The sequence below is a fragment of the Streptomyces sp. NPDC008137 genome, assembly GCF_042957035.1.
GTDB lineage: Bacteria > Actinomycetota > Actinomycetes > Streptomycetales > Streptomycetaceae > Streptomyces.
On record NZ_JBIBHN010000026.1, the window covers coordinates 93,464 to 113,791 of the forward strand.

Annotated in this window: 13 protein-coding genes; 3 read left to right on the forward strand and 10 right to left on the reverse strand. The window is 72.6% G+C overall.

Annotated elements, in window-relative coordinates; all coding sequences use genetic code 11:
- Window positions 1–74: 74 nt before the first annotated feature.
- Both ACFZBT_RS31115 and ACFZBT_RS31120 read right to left on the reverse strand, forming a co-directional pair.
- Window positions 75–3,425: a UvrD-helicase domain-containing protein gene (locus tag ACFZBT_RS31115; protein ID WP_391110510.1), complete on the reverse strand. Its 3,351-nt coding sequence runs from the start codon at window positions 3,423–3,425 to the stop codon at window positions 75–77.
- Between the two features lie 266 nt (window positions 3,426–3,691).
- Window positions 3,692–4,114 (reverse strand): MGMT family protein, encoded by a 423-nt coding sequence (locus tag ACFZBT_RS31120; RefSeq protein ID WP_391110513.1) that lies wholly within the window; start codon window positions 4,112–4,114, stop codon window positions 3,692–3,694.
- A 186-nt stretch (window positions 4,115–4,300) separates the two neighbouring features.
- Here ACFZBT_RS31120 and ACFZBT_RS31125 point away from each other — a divergent pair, with 186 nt between their 5' ends.
- The 3 genes from ACFZBT_RS31125 (at window position 4,301) to ACFZBT_RS31135 (ending at window position 10,347) form a co-directional block, all read left to right on the forward strand.
- Window positions 4,301–7,057, forward strand: coding sequence for a lysylphosphatidylglycerol synthase domain-containing protein (locus ACFZBT_RS31125; RefSeq protein WP_391110516.1), 2,757 nt, complete (start codon window positions 4,301–4,303; stop codon window positions 7,055–7,057).
- Window positions 7,058–7,189: 132 nt separating this feature from the next.
- Complete coding sequence (locus ACFZBT_RS31130; RefSeq protein WP_391110519.1) at window positions 7,190–8,737, forward strand: alpha/beta fold hydrolase; 1,548 nt, start codon at window positions 7,190–7,192, stop codon at window positions 8,735–8,737.
- Window positions 8,738–8,874: 137 nt separating this feature from the next.
- Window positions 8,875–10,347 (forward strand): alpha/beta fold hydrolase, encoded by a 1,473-nt coding sequence (locus tag ACFZBT_RS31135; protein WP_391110522.1) that lies wholly within the window; start codon window positions 8,875–8,877, stop codon window positions 10,345–10,347.
- Between the two features lie 98 nt (window positions 10,348–10,445).
- On the opposite strand, the gene moeZ is transcribed toward ACFZBT_RS31135, so the two are convergent.
- From moeZ to ACFZBT_RS31175, 8 genes are all read right to left on the reverse strand, one after another.
- The gene (moeZ, locus tag ACFZBT_RS31140; protein WP_184590710.1) at window positions 10,446–11,624 is read right to left on the reverse strand and encodes an adenylyltransferase/sulfurtransferase MoeZ; all 1,179 of its coding nucleotides are present in this window, start codon (window positions 11,622–11,624) and stop codon (window positions 10,446–10,448) included.
- Between the two features lie 63 nt (window positions 11,625–11,687).
- Window positions 11,688–12,446, reverse strand: coding sequence for a spherulation-specific family 4 protein (locus ACFZBT_RS31145; protein WP_391110525.1), 759 nt, complete (start codon window positions 12,444–12,446; stop codon window positions 11,688–11,690).
- Window positions 12,434–13,393 (reverse strand): NAD-dependent epimerase/dehydratase family protein, encoded by a 960-nt coding sequence (locus ACFZBT_RS31150; RefSeq protein ID WP_391110528.1) that lies wholly within the window; start codon window positions 13,391–13,393, stop codon window positions 12,434–12,436. The genes ACFZBT_RS31145 and ACFZBT_RS31150 overlap by 13 nt, the downstream gene beginning before the upstream one ends.
- A gap of 146 nt (window positions 13,394–13,539) precedes the next feature.
- A complete protein-coding gene (locus ACFZBT_RS31155; protein WP_391110531.1) occupies window positions 13,540–14,826 on the reverse strand; it encodes a hypothetical protein in 1,287 nt (428 codons plus the stop codon).
- Window positions 14,823–16,517 (reverse strand): DUF3492 domain-containing protein, encoded by a 1,695-nt coding sequence (locus ACFZBT_RS31160; RefSeq protein ID WP_391110534.1) that lies wholly within the window; start codon window positions 16,515–16,517, stop codon window positions 14,823–14,825. The genes ACFZBT_RS31155 and ACFZBT_RS31160 overlap by 4 nt, the downstream gene beginning before the upstream one ends.
- 189 nt (window positions 16,518–16,706) lie before the next feature.
- On the reverse strand, window positions 16,707–18,299 hold the full coding sequence (locus ACFZBT_RS31165) for a dipeptide ABC transporter ATP-binding protein (protein ID WP_391110536.1): 1,593 nt from the start codon (window positions 18,297–18,299) through the stop codon (window positions 16,707–16,709).
- Window positions 18,296–19,294 (reverse strand): ABC transporter permease subunit, encoded by a 999-nt coding sequence (locus ACFZBT_RS31170; RefSeq protein ID WP_391110539.1) that lies wholly within the window; start codon window positions 19,292–19,294, stop codon window positions 18,296–18,298. The genes ACFZBT_RS31165 and ACFZBT_RS31170 overlap by 4 nt, the downstream gene beginning before the upstream one ends.
- Window positions 19,291–20,325 carry an ABC transporter permease subunit gene (locus ACFZBT_RS31175; RefSeq protein WP_391110542.1) on the reverse strand — a complete coding sequence of 345 codons (1,035 nt, stop codon included), beginning with the start codon at window positions 20,323–20,325 and terminating at the stop codon, window positions 19,291–19,293. The genes ACFZBT_RS31170 and ACFZBT_RS31175 overlap by 4 nt, the downstream gene beginning before the upstream one ends.
- Window positions 20,326–20,328: the final 3 nt, after the last annotated feature.

Below are 20,328 nucleotides of genomic sequence, written 5' to 3' on the forward strand. Positions count from 1 at the left end.
GATCGGTCTCCGGGGAGGGCCCGGGGAGGCCCAGGGGAGGAGGAAGACCAGGTCAGAGCAGGTGGTGCGATAGCTCACTCGACGACATGGCGGCCCTCCTGGCGCGCGCTGCACGAAGCCCGGAACGAGCAGTGCGTGCAGTGCTGCCCGGCGGTCGGCGTGAACCGCTCGTCGAGGACCTTTCCGGCGGCGGTGGCCAGCAGATCGCCGACCCACTCCCCCTCCAGCGGCTCCTGGGCCTGCGTCTTGGGCAGGGTCTCGCCGCCGTCGCGCCGGGCGGCGCCCTGCCGGAGATGGACGAGTTCGGCACCACCCGGCTCGGGCCGCCGTCCGTCGAAGGCGTCGTCGACGGCGCCCTCGCGGACGGCCAGCTGGTAGACGGCGAGCTGCGGGTGGCGCTCCACCTCTTTGCCGGTGGGCGCCTGCTTGCCGGTCTTGAAGTCGACCACGTAGGCGCGGCCGTCGCCGTCCGCCTCGACGCGGTCCATCTGGCCCCGGATGCGCACCTGGTAATCGCCCGCTGCGAGGGTGACGTCGAAATCGTGCTCGCTGGCGACCGGCGTACGTCCGGTGCGGTCCATGACGTGCCACTGGAGGAACCGTTCGAGCGCCACGCGCGCGTTGTCCTTCTCCTGGTCCGACTTCCAGGGTGCGTCGAAGGCGAGGGCGTTCCACACGGAGTCGAGACGTTCCATGAGGACGGAGAGGTCGGCCGGGGTGTGCCCGGAGGCGACCTCGTCGGCGAGGACGTGCACGACGTTGCCGAAGCCCTGCGCGGCGGTCGCGGGCGCGTCCGCCTTCACCTCGCGGCCCAGGAACCACTGCAGGGCGCAGGTGTTGGCCAGCTGGTCGAGGGCGCTGCCGGAGAGCACGACGGGCTGGTCGCGGTCGCGCAGCGGCACCTTGGAGCGGGTCGGCTCGAACATGCCCCACCAACGGTAGGGGTGCGCGGACGGCACCAGGGGGCGGCCGTCCTCGTCGGCGAGGGCGGCGAGCCGGGCCAGGCGGCGGGCGGCGGCTTCCCGGAGTGCGTCGGAGACGCGCGGGTCTACGGTGGTGGCGCGCAGTTCGGCGACGAGCGCCGCGACGGACAGCGGGCGGCGCGGGCGTCCGGTGACGTCCTTGGGTTCGACGCCGAGTTCGGTGAGGAAACGGGAGGGCTGGTCGCCGTCGTCCGCCGGGGCCTTGACCGCGGTGACGACCAGGCGTTCACGCGCGCGCGTGGCGGCCACGTAGAACAGGCGGCGTTCCTCGGCGAGCAGCGCGCCGGGCGTGAGGGGCTCGGCGAGTCCGTCGCGCCCGATGCGGTCGGCCTCCAGGAGGGAGCCGCGACGGCGCAGGTCGGGCCAGAGCCCCTCCTGGACGCCCGCGACGACCACGAGGTGCCATTGGAGGCCCTTGGACCGGTGCGCGGTCATCAGGCGGACCGCTTCGGGGCGTACGGCACGCCGTGTGAGGGTGTCGGCGGCGATGTCCTCGGCCTCGATCTCCTCCAGGAAGTTCAGCGTGCCCCGGCCTCCGGTTCGCTCCTCGGCGCGGGCCGCCGTCGCGAACAGCGCGCAGACCGCGTCCAGGTCGCGGTCCGCGTTGCGCCCGGCCGCGCCGCCCCGGCGGGCGGCACGTTCCAGCCTCGCGGGCCACGGTGTGCCGTCCCACAGGTCCCACAGCGCCTCTTCGGCCGTACCGCCGCCCGCCAGGCGCTCGCGGGCCTTGCGGAGCAGAGCGCCGAGGCGCTGGGCGCCGCGCGCGTACGCGGGGTCGTGCACGGCCAGCCGCTCCGGCTCGGCGAGCGCCCGGGCCAGAAGCACGTCGGAGGGCGGCGGCAGCGGGTTGCCCGCGGCGCGCTCCTCGTCCCGCAGGGCCCGGCCGAGGCGGCGCAGATCAGCGGCGTCCATGCTCGCGAGGGGGGAGGTGAGGAGGGTGAGGGCGGTCTCGGTGTCGAGCCAGGAGAGGGCCGGCGCGGCGGAAGGACCCTCCATGGAAGCGGAAGGGCCGTCCTTGGACGAGTCCTCCCCCTCGGGACCTCCCGACGCCTCCGCAGCGGCCACCGCCCGAAGCGCCGTCAGCAGCGGCGCCACCGCCGGTTCGTGCCGCAGAGGTACGTCGTCGCCGTCGACGTCCACCGGGACGCCGGCCGCCGTGAGGGCGCGGCGGACCGTGGGGACGGTGCGGGAGCCGGCGCGCACCAGCACGGCCATCTCGCTCCACGGGACGCCGTCCTCCAGGTGGGCCCTGCGGAGGATGTCGGCGATGTTGTCCAGCTCCGTCCCGGAGGTGGGGTACGTGTACGCCTCGACCCGGCCGCCGTCCCTCACGGGCGCGAGTTCGCGGTGGGCGCGCACCTTCTCGGCGGGCAGGCGGGTCAGCGGCATGCGCTGGGTCAGCAGCCGGGTGGCCGCCAGCAGGCCGGCTCCGGAGCGGCGTGACGTGCGCAGCACCGCGACGGGGGCCGGGCGGCCGTCCGCGCGTGGAAAGGCGTGCGGGAAGTCGAGGATGCCGTTCACGTCCGCCCCGCGGAACGTGTAGATCGACTGGTCGGGGTCCCCGAAGGCGACAAGGGTGCGCCCACCTCCGGCCAGGGCGTGCAGAAGTCGTACCTGAGAGGGATCCGTGTCCTGGTACTCGTCTACGTAGACGGCGTCGTACCGGGCGGCGAGCCACGCGGCGGCCTCGGGCCTGCGGGCGAGGAGCACCGCCCGGTGGACGAGCTCGGCGTAGTCGATCACGCCCTGGAGGTCGAGCACGTCGAGGTACTCGGCGAGGAAGGCGGCCGCCGCGCGCCAGTCGGGGCGTCCCGTGCGGCGGGCGAAGGCGTCCAGGGCGTCGGGGCCGAGGCCCAGCTCACGGCTGCGGGCGAGGACCGCGCGGACCTCGTCGGCGAAACCGCGCGTGGTCAGGCAGGCGCGCAGTTCGTCCGGCCAGCGCACATGGGCGAGGCCGAGCCGCTCCAGGTCCACCTGGCCCGCGAGCAGCTCCCGTACGGAGACGTCCTGCTCGGGGCCTGACAGCAGCCGCATCGGCTCCACGAACAGGTCGCTGTCCTGGTGGGCGCGGACCAGGGCGTAGCAGAACGAGTGGAAGGTGGTCGCCCGGGGAGCGCGGGCCGACCCGGCCCTGGTGGCCATGCGGTCGCGCAGTTCGACGGCCGCCCTGCGGCTGAACGTGAGGACCAGGACGCGCTCGGGGTCCCCGCCCCGGGCGATGCGCTCGGCCACGGACTCGACGAGCGTGGTGGTCTTGCCGGTGCCCGGACCGGCGAGGACGAGCAGCGGACCGGCCTCGTGGTCAACCACGGAGCGCTGCGAGGCGTCCAGAAGAGGGGGGTCCACCCGGGCGGGAGGGGTACGTACCAGTCGGTAAGCGCCACGGCTCCCCCGCCGCACCCGGGGGTGTGACAGGCCGCTGGTGGAGGAAGAGGAGCTCACGTGGTTCGCCGGTCCTGGTGGAAGTACTGGTTGGCGGGCCACCGCGCGTGGCGGGCGGTGACCGCGGGGTGACGGGGACACGCGCAGCCGACGCTACGCCGACGAGTGAGGCGGAAGCAGGGCTTCCCCTTCTTCCCGCCGGTCACTCGCGGCGCTCGCGCCACTCATGCCCCTCGCCTCACGAACGTACGTCATGGCACCGACGTGCCCCGATTCCCCCGTCCGGATCACGGGCCACACGGGAGGCCGCCCGATGGCGGAAGCTGTCAGGTGTGACCCTCCGCGCGTCCGCCGCCGTCCCACCGCGCCCGTCGCATGTCGATCCGCGGCAGGTGGCCCTCGGCGGCCCGGCTCGCCTCCTTCAGGGGCGTGCCCTCCGCGCGGTAGTGGCCGAGCGCCCGTTGCTGGTGCCCCGGGAGCAGGACGCCGTCCGCACGGACGACCCGCCACCACGGAACGGCTCCGCCGTAAAGAGCCATCACACGGCCGACCTGCCGCGGACCGCCCTCCTCGAGCCACTCGGCGACATCCCCGTATGTCATGACACGGCCCGGCGGGATCAGTTCGGCGACGTCGAGGACCCGCTCGGCGTACGCGGGCAGGGCTTCCCCGGGCTCCGCGGGGGCGCCGTCGTCCCCCGTGCGGGTGTCCTGCGCGCCGACGTCCTCCGGAAGGCTCTCCTCGCTCATCCGCCCCATCCTGCCCCACCCCACCGACAACGGGAGGCGGGTACCCACGAGCGTTTCCCTCGCCCGGCAGGACCACGTCGGGCAGACTGTCCGCCCCCGCATGTGCACCCTGATGCCCCCGTGTGTCGGTGCGGCATGCCACCATCGTGCGGGCGGTGACCGGTGATACGAGACCAAGAAGAGACGATGAAGCAGCAGGGCGCGCATTCCGAGGACACGGGCGGCACCTCTGACGCTTCGTCGCGCCCGGGCACTCCGGACGACCGCCCGAAGACGGCCGGCGGGAACGGCACCGAGGAGGCCGGCTCGAAGGAACGGCCGGTCGCCGACGAGCCCGACATCGCGCACATCGACGAGGTGGAGGGCGACGAACCGCTGCTCCCCGCGCGCGTGCACCGCCCGTCCGATCTGATGCGCCTCCTGGTGGGCGTGCTCGCCGTCGCGGTGCTGATCGGCATCGCCGCGTTCGCGCACGGCACCACCTCGGGCCTGGAACAGGACATCAACAAGGGCACCGGACAGGCACCCGACCTGCTCATCAAGATCGCGGGTCTGGCCTCCAGCATCGCGATCCTGCTGGTGCCGGTCGCCTTCGCCATCGAGCGGCTGATCAAGCGGGACGGCCTCAGAATCGCCGACGGCGTGCTCGCGGCGGTCCTGGCGCACGGTGTGACGCTCGCCACCGACCTGTGGGTCGCGCGGGCCGCCCCCGACTCGATCCAGGAGGCGCTCACCCAGCCCTCCCCCGGGGACATCCACGCGCTGACCGATCCCGTGCACGGCTATCTGGCGCCGGTCATCGCCTATATGACCGCCGTCGGCATGTCACGCAGACCCAGGTGGCGCACAGTGCTGTGGGTCGTGCTGCTGCTCGACGCCTTCTCGATGCTCGTCACCGGGTACACGACACCGTTCTCGATCATCCTGACCGTGCTGATCGGCTGGACCGTGGCCTACGGCACGCTGTACGCGGTCGGCTCGCCCAATGTCCGGCCGACCGGGCAGACCCTGATGGCCGGCCTGCGGACCGTCGGCTTCCGCCCGGTCAGCGCGTCACGCGAGGACGCCTCGGACAACCCGGACACCGGCGACCGGGGCCGGCGCTACTTCGTCACGCTCGAGGACGGCCCGCCGCTGGACGTCACGGTGGTCGACCGGGAGCAGCAGGCTCAGGGCTTCTTCTACCGCGCGTGGCGCAATCTGACCCTGCGCGGCTTCGCCACCCGCAGCAGCCTCCAGTCGCTGCGCCAGGCCCTGGAGCAGGAGGCGCTGCTGGCGTACGCGGCCATCGCGGCCGGTGCCAACGCCCCCAAGCTGATCGCCACCTCCGAGCTCGGCCCCGACGCGGTCATGCTCGTCTACGAGCACAGCGGCGCGCACACCCTCGACTCGCTGCCGGACGAGGAGATCACCGACGATCTGCTGCGCGACACCTGGCACCAGGTGAAGGCCCTGCAGTCCCGGCGTATCGCACACCGCAGGCTGGTGGGCGACGCGATCCTGGTGGATCGTTCCGGCACGGTGATCCTCACCGACCTGCGCGGCGGCGAGATCGCGGCCGGCGAGCTGCTGTTGCGCATGGACATCTCCCAGCTGCTGGTGACTCTCGGCCTCCGGGTGGGCGCCGAGCGGGCGGTGGCCTCGGCGGTGGGCGTGCTCGGCCCGGACTCGGTGGCGGACTGTCTGCCGATGCTCCAGCCCATCGCGCTCAGCCGCTCCACGCGCGCGACGCTGCGCAGACTGGCCAGGGAGCGGGCGCAGCGCGAGCGCGAGGCGGTTCTGGAGGCGTCCCGGCTGGCCAAGCAGGCGCGCCTGGAGGAGTCCTCGTCGGACGAGGCCGCGCCGGTCCCGGAGAAGACGGACAAGAAGACCGTACGGGCGGAGCAGCGGGCCGAGAAGCGGGCCATCGACGAGGCCGTGGAGGAAGCGCGCGAGGAGGACCTGCTCACGCAGATCCGCCACGAGGTGCTGCTGATCAGGCCGCAGGCACCGGTCGAGCCGGCCCGGCTGGAGCGGGTACGGCCGCGCACGCTGATCAGTTTCATGGCCGGGGCGATCGGCGCGTACTTCCTGCTGACGCAGCTCACGCACATCGAGTTCGGGCCGCTCATCGCGAACGCCGAGTGGGGCTGGGTCGCCGCGGCGGTGCTGTTCTCGATGTGCAGTTACCTCGCGGCGGCGATGGCGCTGCTGGGATTCGTGCCCGAGCGGGTGCCGTTCCTGCGGACCGTTGCGGCACAGGTCGCCGGCTCGTTCGTGAAGATCGTCGCCCCGGCGGCGGTGGGTGGTGTCGCCCTGAACACGCGCTTCCTGCAGCGCGCGGGTGTGCGGCCGGGGCTCGCGGTGGCGAGCGTGGGCGCGTCGCAGTTGTTCGGGCTCGGCTGCCACATCCTGATGCTGCTGGCCTTCGGCTATCTGACCGGAACGGAGAAGACGCCGTCGCTGTCGCCGTCCCGGACGGTCATCGCCGGGCTGCTGACGGTGGCGGTGCTCGTGCTCGTGGTGACCTCGGTGCCCTTCCTGCGCAAGTTCGTCGTCACGCGCGTGCGGTCGCTGTTCGCGGGTGTCGTGCCGCGCATGCTGGACGTGCTGCAGCGGCCGCAGAAGCTGGTCACCGGCATCGGCGGCATGCTGCTGCTGACCGCCTGCTTCGTGATGTGCCTGGACGCGTCGATCCGCGCGTTCGGCGACGAGTCCACCTCGATCAGCCTCGCCAGCGTCGCGGTCGTCTTCCTCGCGGGCAACGCCCTGGGGTCCGCGGCTCCGACACCGGGCGGTGTGGGCGCGGTCGAGGCGACCCTGACGGTCGGTCTGATCGCCGTCGGCCTCCCGAAGGAGGTCGCGGCACCGGCCGTGCTGCTGTTCCGCCTGCTGACGCTGTGGCTGCCCGTACTGCCGGGCTGGCTGGCCTTCAACCACCTCACCCGCAAGCAGGCCCTCTGACGCCGGCGGGCGCGGATGCCCGCCCGTCCGGCGGGCCCGGATTCCGGCACACCTTTTGGCAACACCAGCCCCTCCTACCTCGTACGACACGCGTCCCGCGCGTGGGCGCCCGTGCCGCCGCAGGATGGAACCATGCCTTCGCTCCTCCGGCTGCGCGCCGTCGTCCTGACCGCCACCGCCGTGCTGCTGTCGACCGTGCTGGCGGGCTGCGGCGACGACGGCGCCGAGGACCAGGACCTCACGCGGCAGGAGCTGAGCTGGAAGGCGTGCCCGGCGCCGGACGAGGCCCAGGGCGAAGGCCCCCCGCCCTCTCCCCTGCCGGACAACGGCGAGTGGCAGTGCGCCACCATGAAGGCGCCGCTCGACTGGGACGATCCCAAGGGCGACACGATCGGCATCGAGCTGATCCGGGTCCGGACCAGCGGCCCCGCGAGCGAACGCATCGGCTCACTCATCTTCAACTTCGGCGGCCCCGGCGGCTCGGGCGTCACCGCGCTGCCCGGCTTCGCCGAGGACTACGACACCTTGCGCACCCGTTACGACCTGGTCAGCTTCGACCCGCGCGGAGTCGGCCGCAGCGACCCTGTGATCTGCGAGAACGACCAGCAGCTCGACGCGTACTTCCAGCAGGACGCCACGCCCGACGACACCGCCGAACGCACCGAGCTCCTGGACAGCACCACGGAGTTCAACGACGCCTGCGAGGAGAACTCCGAGAAGATCCTGCCGCACGTGCGCACCACCGAGGCGGCCCGCGACCTCGATCTGATGCGCCAGGTCCTCGGCGACGACAAGCTGCACTACTTCGGCATCTCCTACGGCACCGAACTGGGCGGCGTCTACGCACACCTGTTCCCCAAGCGGGTCGGCCGTGCCGTGTTCGACGCCGTCGTCGATCCCACACAGAACCCCGAGCAGGGCTCGCTCGGACAGGCCAAGGGCTTCCAGCTCGCACTCGACAACTTCGCCGAGGACTGTGTGTCCAAGACCGAGGAGTGCCCCATCGGCGACAGCGCGCAGAATGTGAAGGACCGTATCGCCACGCTGCTGAAGGACCTCGACCGGAAGCCGATCCCGGGCGTCTTCCCCCGGGAGCTGACCCAGTCCGCGGCGACCAACGGCATCGTGCAGGCGCTGTACTCGCAGGACTTCTGGGAGTACCTCACGGACGGCCTCGAGCAGGCGTACGACGGCGACGGCAGCATCCTGATGCTGCTGTCCGACTCGAGCAACGGGCGCAGCGAGAACGGCGAGTACGACAACTCGACCGCCGCCCACACCGCCATCAGCTGCTCCGACTCGAAGCCGCGTTACGACACCGCCTATGTGGAGCGGAAGCTGCCCGAGTTCCGGGCCGCGTCCGCGCTGTTCGGCGACTATCTGGCGTGGGGCATGATCGGCTGCACCGACTGGGCCGTGGCGGGCGCCGCCGACCACCCGGACGTGAGCGCGCCGGGCTCGGCGCCGATCCTGGTCGTCGGCAACACCGGCGACCCGGCCACCCCCTACGAAGGCGCCCGGAAGATGGTGGACGCGCTGGGCGAGGGCGTCGGTGTCGAGCTGACGTACCGGGGGCAGGGGCACGGCGCCTACAACAGCAAGAACAAGTGTGTGAAGGGCGCGGTGGACGGCTATCTGCTGGACGGCAAGGTGCCGCAGGCGGGGACCGTCTGCACCTGAGAACAGCGACAGCCTCGACAAAGCCACAGGTCAGAAGGTTATCCACAGGCCGGAACGGCCGACGCGGGATCTGCCTACCATGGCCTGACCGCCATCCGCAGCACGGTGCGGACGGCCTGCGAGGGGGGACTGGGCGCATGTCGCGCTTCGTACGGTGGACCGCTGTGGCGGTCACCTCGGCATTGCTGGCGGCGGGCTGCGGCGGCGGCTCGTCCGACGACGACAAGGGCGGCGAGCTGTCCTGGGGCCGCTGCAAGGCCACCGCCGACGCCCCCGCGCCGGGCAACGACTGGCAGTGCGCGACCTTGAAGGTGCCGCTGGACTGGTCGAAGCCGGACGGCAAGACGATAGGACTGGCGCTGATCCGCGCCAGGGCCCGCGGCGACGACCGCGTGGGCTCGCTCCTGTTCAACTTCGGCGGGCCCGGCGCCTCGGGCCTGACCATGATGCCGTCGTACGCCCCGACGGTCTCCCCGCTCCGTGAGCGGTACGACCTGGTGAGCTGGGACCCGCGCGGGGTGGGCGCGAGCGAGGGGGTGCGCTGCCGCGGCGACCAGGAGATCCAGGCCGCCGAGTCGGTGGACGTCACCCCCGACACACCGGCCGAGGAGAAGACGTACTTCAAGGACGCCGCCGACTTCGGCAAGGGCTGCCGGAAGGACGCCGGGAAACTCATGGCGCATGTCTCGACCGCCGACTCGGCCCGCGACATGGACCGCATCCGGGACGCCCTCGGTGACGAGAGGATGAACTACTTCGGCATCTCGTACGGCACCGAACTGGGCGGCACCTATGCCCACTTGTTCCCGAAGAACGTGGGGCGGATGACGCTGGACGCGGTCGTCGACCCCGGCGCGGACACCGTGGGCCACGCCCAGAACCAGGCCAGGGGCTTCCAACGCGCGCTGAACGGCTATCTCGAATCCACGGGCCAGGACCCGGATGAGGGCACGCGGAAGATCGCGGACCTGCTACGACGGATCGACGCCCGGCCCTTGCCGACGTCCACGCCCGGACGGAAGCTGACGCAGATGCTCGCGGTCACCGGCCTCACCCTGCCGCTGTACAGCAAGGAGAGCTGGCCGACCCTGACCAGCGCCCTCGACGCGGCCGAGCGGGGTGACGGCTCGGAGCTGCTCACCCTCGCCGACGGCTACAACGACCGCGCCCCTTCGGGCCACTACGGCACGACGACCCACTCACAGCGGGTCATATCGTGCCTGGACGACAGGCAGCGGCCGACCGCGGCCCGGACGAAGGAGCTGCTGCCGGAGTTCGAGAAGATCTCCCCGGTCTTCGGCGCCTTCCTGGGCTGGGACACGGCCGGCTGGTGCCACGACTGGCCGGTGCCCGGACAGCACGACACCCCGGAGGTCAGCGCCCCCGGCGCGGCGCCCGTCCTGGTGATCGGCAACACCGGCGACCCGGCCACCCCCTACGAGGGCGCCCGGAGGATGGCCGGCGAGCTGGGGAAGGGCGTCGGCGTCATGCTCACCTGGCGGGGCGAAGGCCATGGCGCGTACGGCAGCGGCAGCGACTGCGTGGACTCCACGGTGAACGCGTATCTGCTGGACGGGTCGGTCCCGAAGGACGGCAAGGTCTGCTCATGACGACGGCGGGGGCTTCGCACACCCGTGGTGCCCGAAGCCCCCGCCGCTCGGAGCGCTCAGAAGGGAGGAGCGCATACGGCTCAGAGGAGCCGCACGGATCAGTAGACCGGCTTGTCCGGCTCGATCTGGTTGACCCAGCCGATCACGCCGCCGCCGACGTGGACCGCGTCCGAGAAGCCCGCCGACTTCAGGACCGCGAGGACTTCCGCACTGCGGACGCCCGTCTTGCAGTGCAGGACGATCTTCTTGTCCTGCGGGAGGCTCTCCAGGGCGGTGCCCATGAGGAACTCGTTCTTCGGGATCAGCCGGGCGCCCGGGATGGAGACGATCTCGTACTCGTTCGGCTCGCGGACGTCGATGATGTCGATGCCCTCACCGTCGTCGATCCACTCCTTGAGCTGCTTGGGAGTGATCGTGGAGTCGGCGGCCGCCGCCTGGGCCTCCTCGGAGACGACGCCGCAGAAGGCCTCGTAGTCGATGAGCTCGGTGACGGTCGGGTTCTCGCCGCAGACCGCGCAGTCCGGGTCCTTGCGGACCTTGACCTGGCGGTACTGCATCTCCAGGGCGTCGTAGATCATCAGCCGGCCGACCAGCGGGTCGCCGATGCCGGCGAGCAGCTTGATGGCCTCGTTGACCTGGATGGAGCCGATGGACGCGCACAGCACGCCCAGGACGCCGCCCTCGGCGCAGGAGGGGACCATGCCGGGGGGCGGGGGCTCCGGGTAGAGGCAGCGGTAGCAGGGGCCGTGCTCGGACCAGAAGACGGAGGCCTGGCCGTCGAAGCGGTAGATCGAACCCCAGACGTACGGCTTGTTCAGCAGCACACAGGCGTCGTTGACCAGGTAGCGGGTCGCGAAGTTGTCCGTGCCGTCGACGATCAGGTCGTACTGGCTGAAGATGTCCATCACGTTGTCGGCCTCGAGCCGCTCCTCGTGAAGGATCACGTTCACGTACGGGTTGATGCCGAGGACGGAGTCACGGGCGGACTCGGCCTTGGGGCGGCCGATGTCGGCCTGGCTGTGGATGATCTGGCGCTGCAGATTCGACTCGTCGACCTCGTCGAACTCCACGATGCCGAGGGTGCCGACGCCCGCGGCGGCCAGGTACATCAGCGCCGGCGAGCCCAGGCCGCCGGCGCCCACACACAGCACCTTGGCGTTCTTCAGCCGCTTCTGCCCGTCCATCCCGACGTCGGGGATGATCAGGTGGCGGGAGTACCTGCGGACCTCGTCTACGGTGAGCTCGGAAGCCGGCTCGACCAGGGGTGGCAGCGACACGGGGGCTCCGTTGGTCGGTCAATCACTACGGTTGTTCTCCCCGTAACAGTGCCATGTGCTTTTTCATTCCGAGACACCTGTTCCGACACGCGAGACGATTTCGTCCCAGTAGCCGGGCATGGTCTCCCAGGGATCGGCGTGTCCGCCGCAGTCCGTGCGGTCCGTGCGGTCGGTGAAGTAGATCGTCGCGGCGCCCTGCCAGCGCGCGATGCCCAGCGCCTCCCCCAGCTGAGGGCGGGGCACTCCGTGGACGAAGTGGCAGAAGCGCTCGGGCGAGTGGTCGGCGGTCCACTCGGCCACCTGCGACCAGCGGTAGTCGCTCCACGGGCCGGAGAAGGTGACCAGCTGGTCGGCGAGTTCGGCGTACCCCGGGTGCGGGTGGATGCCGTGGCCGAGGACGATGTGGGCCGCGTCACGGATCACGCGGAGGGTGGCGACCGTGCGGCGCACCTCGGGCAGCCCGACGTGGTCCGCCGGGCAGCGCTCCAGGAGAAAGCCGTCGACCTGGTACCAGTCGACGAACCGGTGGGCATCCGAGATCAGCTCTCCGAAGTTCCGGGTGCCGTACCGGGTGTCGAGGTGGCCGAGGACCCGGATGCCCGCGTTCCGCAGCCGGCCGGCCGCCGCCAGGCAGTGCGGGTCGGGGCGGGCACCGGGGCCGTCGGCCACATTGAGGACGACCCAGTGCAGCGGGGTGCCGGGGCGGGTGAGTTCGCCCCACTCGGTGGGAGCGAGGAGGGGGTGGGCATAGCCGGGGACCCCGACGCCGGGGCGGAGTTCCGTGCCGGAGGTGCGCGGCTGTGTGCTGGTCAGATGCGGCATGCCGCCTCCATCCAGATGTCCGCGAGGGACTCCTCGAGGCCGATCCGGGGACGCCAGCCGAGCCGGTCACGGGCGGTGCGCACGTCGGCCTGCTGCCAGCTGCCGCAGCCGTCGGGGTACGGGTACGTGACCTGGGGTGCGTGGTCCGAGTCCGGGCGGGGGTGGCCGATGGCCGGGCGAAGCGCGCCGGGAGGCCCGTCGAGTTCGTGGAGGGCGCCGCCGTATCCGGCCACCCGGGCGAGGACCGCGGCGGCGTCGCGCAGGCGCACGGCGCGGCCGGAGCCGATGTTGATGACGCCCTGCGCGGCGGAGAGCGAGGCGGCGTGGACGGCGCGGGCGACGTCCCGGACGTCGACGAAGTCGCGCTGCGCGCCCAGGCCGCCGAGCTTCAGCTCGCCGTCGCCGGACTGCATGGCACGGCGCATGGCCTCGGCGAGACGCCCGAGCGGGGAGCCCGCGGGGGTGCCGGGTCCGGCCGGTGAGAAGACGCGCAGGACGACGGCGTCCAGGCCGGAGCCGAGGACCAGTTCGGTGGCGGCGAGTTTGCTGACGCCGTACGGGCCGCCGGGCCGGGGGACGGCGTCCTCGGCCGTGGAGGAGCCTGGCTGGCTGGGGCCGTACTCCGCGCTGCACCCGATCTGCACCAGACGGGCGCCGCAGCCGCTGCGGCGCAGGGCCTCGCAGACGGTGGCCACGGCGACGGTGTTGTGGCGGGTGAGTTCGCGGGCACCGCCCCTGGTGGCGCCGGCGCAGTTGACGACGACGCCCGGGTGGACCGCGTCGAGGAAGCGGGTGAGGGCACCGGGGCTGCCGGAGGCGAGGTCGAAGCGGACGTCGGCGTCGTCGCCGCGGCCGAGTGCGGTGAGTTGCACGGCGGGGTCGGCGAGCAGGCGGTCGGCGACGAAGCGCCCGATGTAGCCGTTGGCTCCGATCAGCAGGACTCTCATCGCGCGGCTCCTGGGGCGGCTGGGACTCCTGGGTGGGTGGTCATCGGGGTTCTCCTTGGGGCGGTGCGGGCGGGGTGGTGCGGTTGCCCCCGGCGGTGGGCCAGTGTCGGTGGCTGCGAGGTGACGGCTCTTCGGGGGCGAGCTCTCTAGGTCGGTGCGTGGGCCGAGGCCCTGGTCAGCTGGCGCGTCGCGTGGACGAGGAGGGCCAGGGCCGCCGCGCCGCAGGCGAGGGTGGGGACGCTGCCGGTGCCCCAGTGGGTGACGAGGGTCTCCACGGGGGTGCTCAGGAAGCCGAGTCCGGGGAGGCGGGCGATGAAGACCGTGGCGAGGGCGGCCGCCTGGACCGTGGCCGTCGCGGTGAGGACCACGGCCGGCGCGTAAGGGAAGCCGTGGGTGGTGAGGAGGCGGGCGATGAAGAGGAGGGCGCCCAGGGCGAGGACCTCCGCGTAGCCCGCGGGCTCGTCGAGGACTGCCGCGCAGAGGGCCAGCAGGCCCGCCAGGGCGCCCAGGAAGAGGACGACCGTGCCGAGCAGCAGCGGTCGTACGGCGGCGGCGAAGTCCTCGAGGCCGCGGCTTGCCGCGAGCCTGCGGCGGCCACGCGCGGTGAAGAGGTGGGCGGACCAGGCCGCGGGCGCGCACGCCAGGGCGAGGGCCAGGACGGGGGCGGCGGTGAGGAGCCAGGGGTCGTCGGCCGTGCCGGTGGGCAGACCGTCGGGGCCGCCGGTGACGGCACTGTGGAGCAAACCGTCGCCCAGGACGGAGTAGGCGACGAGCCAGGAGATCCAGAAGGCGCTTCCACGGGGGGAGGTGTGGTCGGTCCGGCTCAGGGGGCCTCGACGGAGTGCCGCGCGGAGGGCCAGGCCCACGGCGAGGATGCCCGCTGCCACGGCGATCAGGCGCGTCCGGCCGTGGGTGAGGTGCGCGGCGGTCACGGCGCCGGCGCACAGCGCGCCCGGCAGGAGGGTCAGGAGGACCCAGTCGGCACGTGCCCGGGGGGCCGTGGGCGCCGGGGACGCTGGTGCGCCCCCGTCCCGGGTGGCGCGGGCGTACATCTCCTCGGCGAGGGAGAAGACGTCCCGGTGACGGAAGCGGGCCGCGGTCCGCTCGGTGATGCCGTGCGCTTCCAGTCCCGCCGCGATCTCGAGGGGGTCCACCGCGCGTTCGCAGAGTTCCCGATGACGGTGCATCAGCGCCTTCACGGGGTCGGCACCGCGGCGCGGGGAGGGCGGCTCATGGTCGGCGGTCTGCCCCTGTGTCACGGACGTACCGCGGTCGGCGGCCGGTTCCGGGGCAGGTGAGGTCGTGGCCGCAGGGCCGAGTACCTTCTCCGAAGGGGCATCCGTCGCTCCCGGGCCTGCCGGGGTTCCGGAGCGGGCCGGTGTTCCGGGGCCGGCCGGTGTTCCGGGACGGTCCAGTTCGCCCAAGTCGTTCATCGCGCTCTCTCCGGGGCGGGGACGGAAGTGGTGGCTCGTACGGGGCTGCCTCCGGCCCAGCCGGGGACGCCGCGGGCGGCGGGGCCGGGTGTCGGGGCGGCCCAGCGGACCGGGACGCGGGCCTCGGCGGGCACCGCGAAGGGCAGTGGCTCCCCCGCCGCGTCGAGGACGGCACGACGGACGGGAGCACGCGAGACGATCTCCAGGTAAATGCCGTGAAATGCCTCGATGTTCTGCTCGACCGAGAACAGTTCGAGGGCTCGAGCCCGGGCGGCTGCTCCCAGGCGCTCACGGCGCTCCGGGTCGCGCAGCAGCGCGACGCACGCCTCGGCGAGCGCTCGCGGGTTGCGCGGGGGCACGACCAGCCCTGTGCCGCCGATGACCTCCACGACCGCGCCCACGTCCGTCGACACCGTCGCGCGCCCGCAGAGCATGGCCTCGACCAAGCCGGTCGGGAAGCCCTCGACGACGCTGGACAGGACGGTCACGGCACCCGAGGCGTAGGCGTCGGCGAGGGCCGGGAGTTCCGGCCCGCCGATCTCCTCGAACGACACCGGGTTGTGGCCGGCGGTGTGCGGACCCTCGGCCTCGTCGGGGAAGAGATGGGCGGCCAGCGCCCTGCAGTGGTCGAGATAGGCCGCGCCCTCTGCCCCCGTGGGGGCGCCGACGATCCGCAGGCGCGTCCTCGGCTCCTGCTTGCGGATCTCGGCGAAGGCGTGCAGCAACGAGACCAGGTCCTTGGCTGGTTCGACGCGGCCGACCCAGACGAGCGCTCCCGGATCGGCGCACTCCACGGACTCGCCCACCTCCGAGAAGGGCCGGGCGTCCATGCCGGGGTAGACCGTGCGGAGCTTCTCGCGGTCGGCACCGCAGCGCTCCTGCCAGCGGCGGGCATGCGTGTTGCCGGCGACGACGACCTCGGCCTGTCCGTAGGCCTCGGCGGCGAGCCGGCCGTGGAAGGCCGCCAGCAGGGACCGTACGGCGGGCGGGGCGTCGGGGGCGGTGAGGTAGTGCGTCCGCAGGCGCACGCCGTACTCGGTCACCAGCAGGGGGACACCGGTGAAGTGGCGGGCCAGCAGGCCCGGCAGGGCGGCCGGGCCGCCGGACGCGGCGTGGCAGAGGTCGACCGCGCCGAGTCCGTCGTCCTCGTACCAGTCGAGGGAGAGGGGTCGCAGCGCCCGTTCGAGATACGCGGCCACGGCGAGCAGATCCGGGACCCGGGCCTCACGCGCGGCGCGGTGGGCGCCGGGCGCACGACAGGCGCGTTCCAGCGCGCGTACGGCGGCCTCGGAGCGGAGCGTTCCGGCGAGGCCGCCCTCCTCGCGGGCGAGTTCGGCGAGCCCGTACAGAGCGTTGCCGAAACGGTCCGCCTCGGGGGTCGGCGTCCCGTCCTCGGACGACGCCCCACACAGCACTGCGGCCAGTTCCCCGAAGCACTCGGTGAACCGCCGGCGTGCGCGGCGGCCCAGGATCGCTCCGTCACCCTCGGTCATCCACGGCGATGCGGTGCGCACCCTGCGGACGTTCGGCGAGAGCGGGGTCCAGCCCTCGTCCTCCTGGCGTTCACTGCGGCTGAGCGCGTAGACGTCGAACTCGTGCTGTGCGAGCCCGCGCACCAGCCGATCGCACCAGAGCCTGGCGTCACCGCTCACATACGGATAGCCACCCTCCGTAAGCAGTCCGATGCGCACGTGTGCACCCCCGATCTCCCGTATGGGGAGCCGCCGTTGCCCGGCGGCTCGCAGCGGGACGAACGTATGCGGTCAAGGCGGTGGTGCGACGGACGGTTGTCCGTCGCACCACCAAAAGGGGTGAACGGTCGTAACTTTCCCGTGCGGGTCGCGTTCTGTCGCGCTAGGAGATCAAGCGGACACGGATCGTCATGCCGCGGCCAACTCCCGCCGTTCCGCCCGGCGTCGCGCGGCGGCCTCCGGGTCGAGCGCCGGTACGGCGGCCAGCAGCTGCCTGGTGTACGTCTCCCGCGGTGCCCCGTACACCTCGGCGACGGGACCTTCCTCGACGACGACGCCCTCGCGCATCACCGCGACCCGGTCGCTGACCTGGCGTACGACGGCCAGGTCATGCGCGATGAAGACCAGCGCGAGCCCGAGTTCGCGCTGCAACTCCCCCAGCAGCTCGACCACATGCGCCTGGGTGGTGACATCGAGGGCCGAGACCGGCTCGTCGCAGACGATGACGCGCGGGTCGGCCGCGAGCGCCCGCGCGATCCCGACGCGCTGGCGCTGGCCGCCGCTGAACTCGTGCGGGTAGCGGTCGTGATGCGCCGCTTCGAGCCCCACGCGCTCCAGCAGTTCCGCCACGCGCTCCCTGATGCGCCCCTCCTCGGACTCGCCGCGCGCGCGGAGCGGATCGGCGATGGACTCGCCCACGCCGCGGCGGGGGTTGAGGGAGGAGACGGGGTCCTGGAAGACCATCTGGACGGCCGGGTTCACCCCCGTGTGCGCGCGGCCTTCGAACCTCAGCGATCCGGCCGTCGGCTCCAGCAGCCCGACGAGCATGCGCCCCAGGGTCGTCTTCCCGCTGCCGCTCTCGCCGACGACGCCGAGCGTCTCACCGCGCCGCAGGGTCAGCGACACCTCGTCCACGGCCGTGAACGCCCGCTTCCCGCGCCCGAACACGCGCTTCAGCCCGGTCGCCTCCAGCACGACCTCCTCGGGCGCCGACGAGGCCTTCCGGGGCGCGTCCAGCCGTGGCACGGCGGCCAGCAGCTCCCGGGTGTACAGCTGGGCCGGCGCGCCCAGCACACCCGACACCGAGCCGTGCTCGACCGCCCGCCCGTGCCGCATCACCAGCACCTCGTCGACGCTCTCGGCGGCGACGCCCACGTCGTGGGTGACGAGCAGCAGGCCCATGCCGGTCTCCTCACGCAGCGTGTGCAGCAGGTCGAGGACCTGGGCCTGGACGGTGACATCGAGGGCGGTCGTCGGCTCGTCGGCGATCAGCAGGCGGGGCTCGCACGCGAGCGCCATGGCGATCAGGGCGCGCTGGCGCATACCGCCGCTGAACTCGTGCGGCCGGGAACTGGACCGCCGGGCCGCGTCCGCGATGCCCACCCGGTCGAGGACCTCGACGGCACGCGCGCGTGCCGCCCGCCGGGACACCCGCGCGTGGGCGCGGTACACCTCGGCGATCTGGTCACCGATCGCGTAGTACGGGTCGAGGGAGGACAGCGGATCCTGGAACACCATCGCGGCCTGCCCGCCACGCAGCCGCCGCAGCTCCTGGTCGGAGGCCCGCTGCACGTCGGTGCCGGCCACCTCGACCGAGCCCCCGACCCGCGCTCCCGTGCCGCGGTGCAGGCCGAGCAGGGCGGACGCCACGGTCGACTTGCCGGAGCCGGACTCGCCGACCAGGGCCAGGGCGGCGCCCTGCTCAAGGCGGAAGGAGAGTCCGTCGACGGCACGCAGCTCGCCGAAGTCCACGCTCAGGTCGGTCACGTCGACCAGGCTCATGTCAGCACCACCCGTCGGTCGGCCACCGCGTACAGCACGTCGGCGACGGCGTTGGCGAGGACCACGAAGAAACCGATGACCAGGACCATGCCGACCACGACCGGCAGGTCGACGACCTTGACGGCATGGACGAGTTCCTGTCCGATGCCGGGCAGGCCGAAGAGCGTCTCGGTGAGCACCGCGCCGCCGATCGCCGACCCGACGTTGTTGGCGTTCAGCGCGATGACCGGCGCGAACGCCCCGCGCAACGCGTGCCGTCCGACGATCGACCGTTCGCCGACGCCGTACGCGCGGAAGGTGCGGATGTGGTCCTCGGCCAGCGTCTCCAGCATCGACGCCCGGGTCAGCCGGGCGAACGCGGCTGCCTCGATGAGGGCCAGTGACAGCCAGGGGAGCACCAGGTTCCACGCCCACTGTTCGGGGTCGTCGCCGAGGGCGACGTACTGCGGGAAGGGCAGCAACCGCAGCTCCCCGCAGACGACGATCATCAGGACCAGGCCGATGACGAAGACCGGGGTGGCCGTGCCGGCGAGGGTGATGCCGGTCAGCACCCGCTCGGAGAACCGGCCGCGCCGCCAGGCGGAGAGCACGCCGGTGCCGACGCCGAGGAGCAGCCAGAGCACCATCGCGCCGGACACCAGGGACAGACTGACCGGGAGCTTTGCCCAGATCAGCTGTGTGACCTGCTGGTCGCTCTGGTACGACAGGCCGAGGCAGGGCGCGGAGCAGTGCTGCACGGACGTACCCGTCGAGTAGTCCTGGCCGGCGACGAGCCCTTGCAGGAAGTGCCAGTACCGCGCGAACAACGGGTCGTCCAGGTTCAGCTGCCGGGCGACCTGGTCCACCTGTTCCGGTGAGCAGCGCGGGCCGCAGGTGATCTGGGCGACGTTGCCGGGGGTGACGTAGAAGACGATGTAGACGATCACCGAGATGGCGAGCAGGGTGACCGCGGCGCCGATGGTCCGGCGCAGGACGAAGCCGGTGAGACCGTTCATGCCGCACCTCCCCCGGCGGCCTGCGCGTCATGCCCGCGCTCCTCGGCCGCCCTCGACTCCCGCTTCCGCCCCGTCCCGATGCGAAGGCGTGAGGCCGCGCGCGGGTCGAGCGCGATGCGCACGCCGTCGCCGAGGACGGTCAGGGCCAGTACCGTCACGAACAGCGCTCCCGCGGGCAGCAACAGGTACTGCGGGGCCGCCTGGTACCAGACGTCGGCGGCGGTGAGCATCTGTCCCCAGGAGGGCGTCGGCGGCTTCACGCCGACTCCGAGGAAGGACAGCGCGGCCTCGACGGTGATGTTCGACGGGACGAGCAGCGCGGCGTACGTGATGACGGGCGCGGCGATCCCGGGCAGCAGCTCGCGGCGGGCGATGCTCCAGGTGCCCCAGCCGCTGAGCCGGGCGGCGGAGACATGGTCGAGTTCCTTGAGGGTGAGCGTCTGCGCGCGCACGATCCGGGCGATGTTGCCCCAGCCGACCAGGCCGATGACGAGCGCGACCAGCACGGGCCGCGGGAAGCTCGACGGCACGATCGCGAGCAGGGCCAACGACATGATCATGAGCGGCATCGCGACGATGATGTCCGTGAACCGGCTCAACAGTTGATCAACCCATCGCTTCCCGAGTGCGGCCGCGACGCCCATGGTGATCCCGATGGCGACCTGCACGACGGTCGCAGCCAGCGCCACGCCCAGCGAGACCCGCGCACCGTACGTCAGCCGGGCGAACAGGTCGCGTCCGGTCTGCGGTTCGACGCCGAGCCAGTGGTCGGCGCTCATGCCGCCGAGCGACCCGATGGGCACGCCCCCGCGCGCGGAGTCCACCAGGGAGGGGTGGTAGGTGGTCGGGTCCTGGCCCTCCAGCGCCGTGAGCAGGGGTGCGGCCAGCGCGACCAGGACGAGCAGGGCGACGACGGCCGCCGCGGCGAGGGCGGCGCGCCGCGTGCGCAGCCGCCACCAGAACTGACGGGCCCCCGAGGCTCCCGGAGTGGACGCCCCGGGAGCCTCGACGGCGAGAACTGCTCCACTCACGGC

Coding starts and splice junctions, on each gene's coding strand:
- ACFZBT_RS31155 (WP_391110531.1), bottom strand. CDS start 14,826: ATGAACGACTTGGGCGAACTGGACCGTCCCGGAACACCGGCCGGCCCC.
- ACFZBT_RS31145 (WP_391110525.1), bottom strand. CDS start 12,446: ATGCCGCATCTGACCAGCACACAGCCGCGCACCTCCGGCACGGAACTC.
- ACFZBT_RS31165 (WP_391110536.1), bottom strand. CDS start 18,299: ATGAGCCTGGTCGACGTGACCGACCTGAGCGTGGACTTCGGCGAGCTG.
- ACFZBT_RS31135 (WP_391110522.1), top strand. CDS start 8,875: ATGTCGCGCTTCGTACGGTGGACCGCTGTGGCGGTCACCTCGGCATTG.
- ACFZBT_RS31170 (WP_391110539.1), bottom strand. CDS start 19,294: ATGAACGGTCTCACCGGCTTCGTCCTGCGCCGGACCATCGGCGCCGCG.
- ACFZBT_RS31125 (WP_391110516.1), top strand. CDS start 4,301: ATGAAGCAGCAGGGCGCGCATTCCGAGGACACGGGCGGCACCTCTGAC.
- ACFZBT_RS31150 (WP_391110528.1), bottom strand. CDS start 13,393: ATGAGAGTCCTGCTGATCGGAGCCAACGGCTACATCGGGCGCTTCGTC.
- ACFZBT_RS31130 (WP_391110519.1), top strand. CDS start 7,190: ATGCCTTCGCTCCTCCGGCTGCGCGCCGTCGTCCTGACCGCCACCGCC.
- ACFZBT_RS31120 (WP_391110513.1), bottom strand. CDS start 4,114: ATGAGCGAGGAGAGCCTTCCGGAGGACGTCGGCGCGCAGGACACCCGC.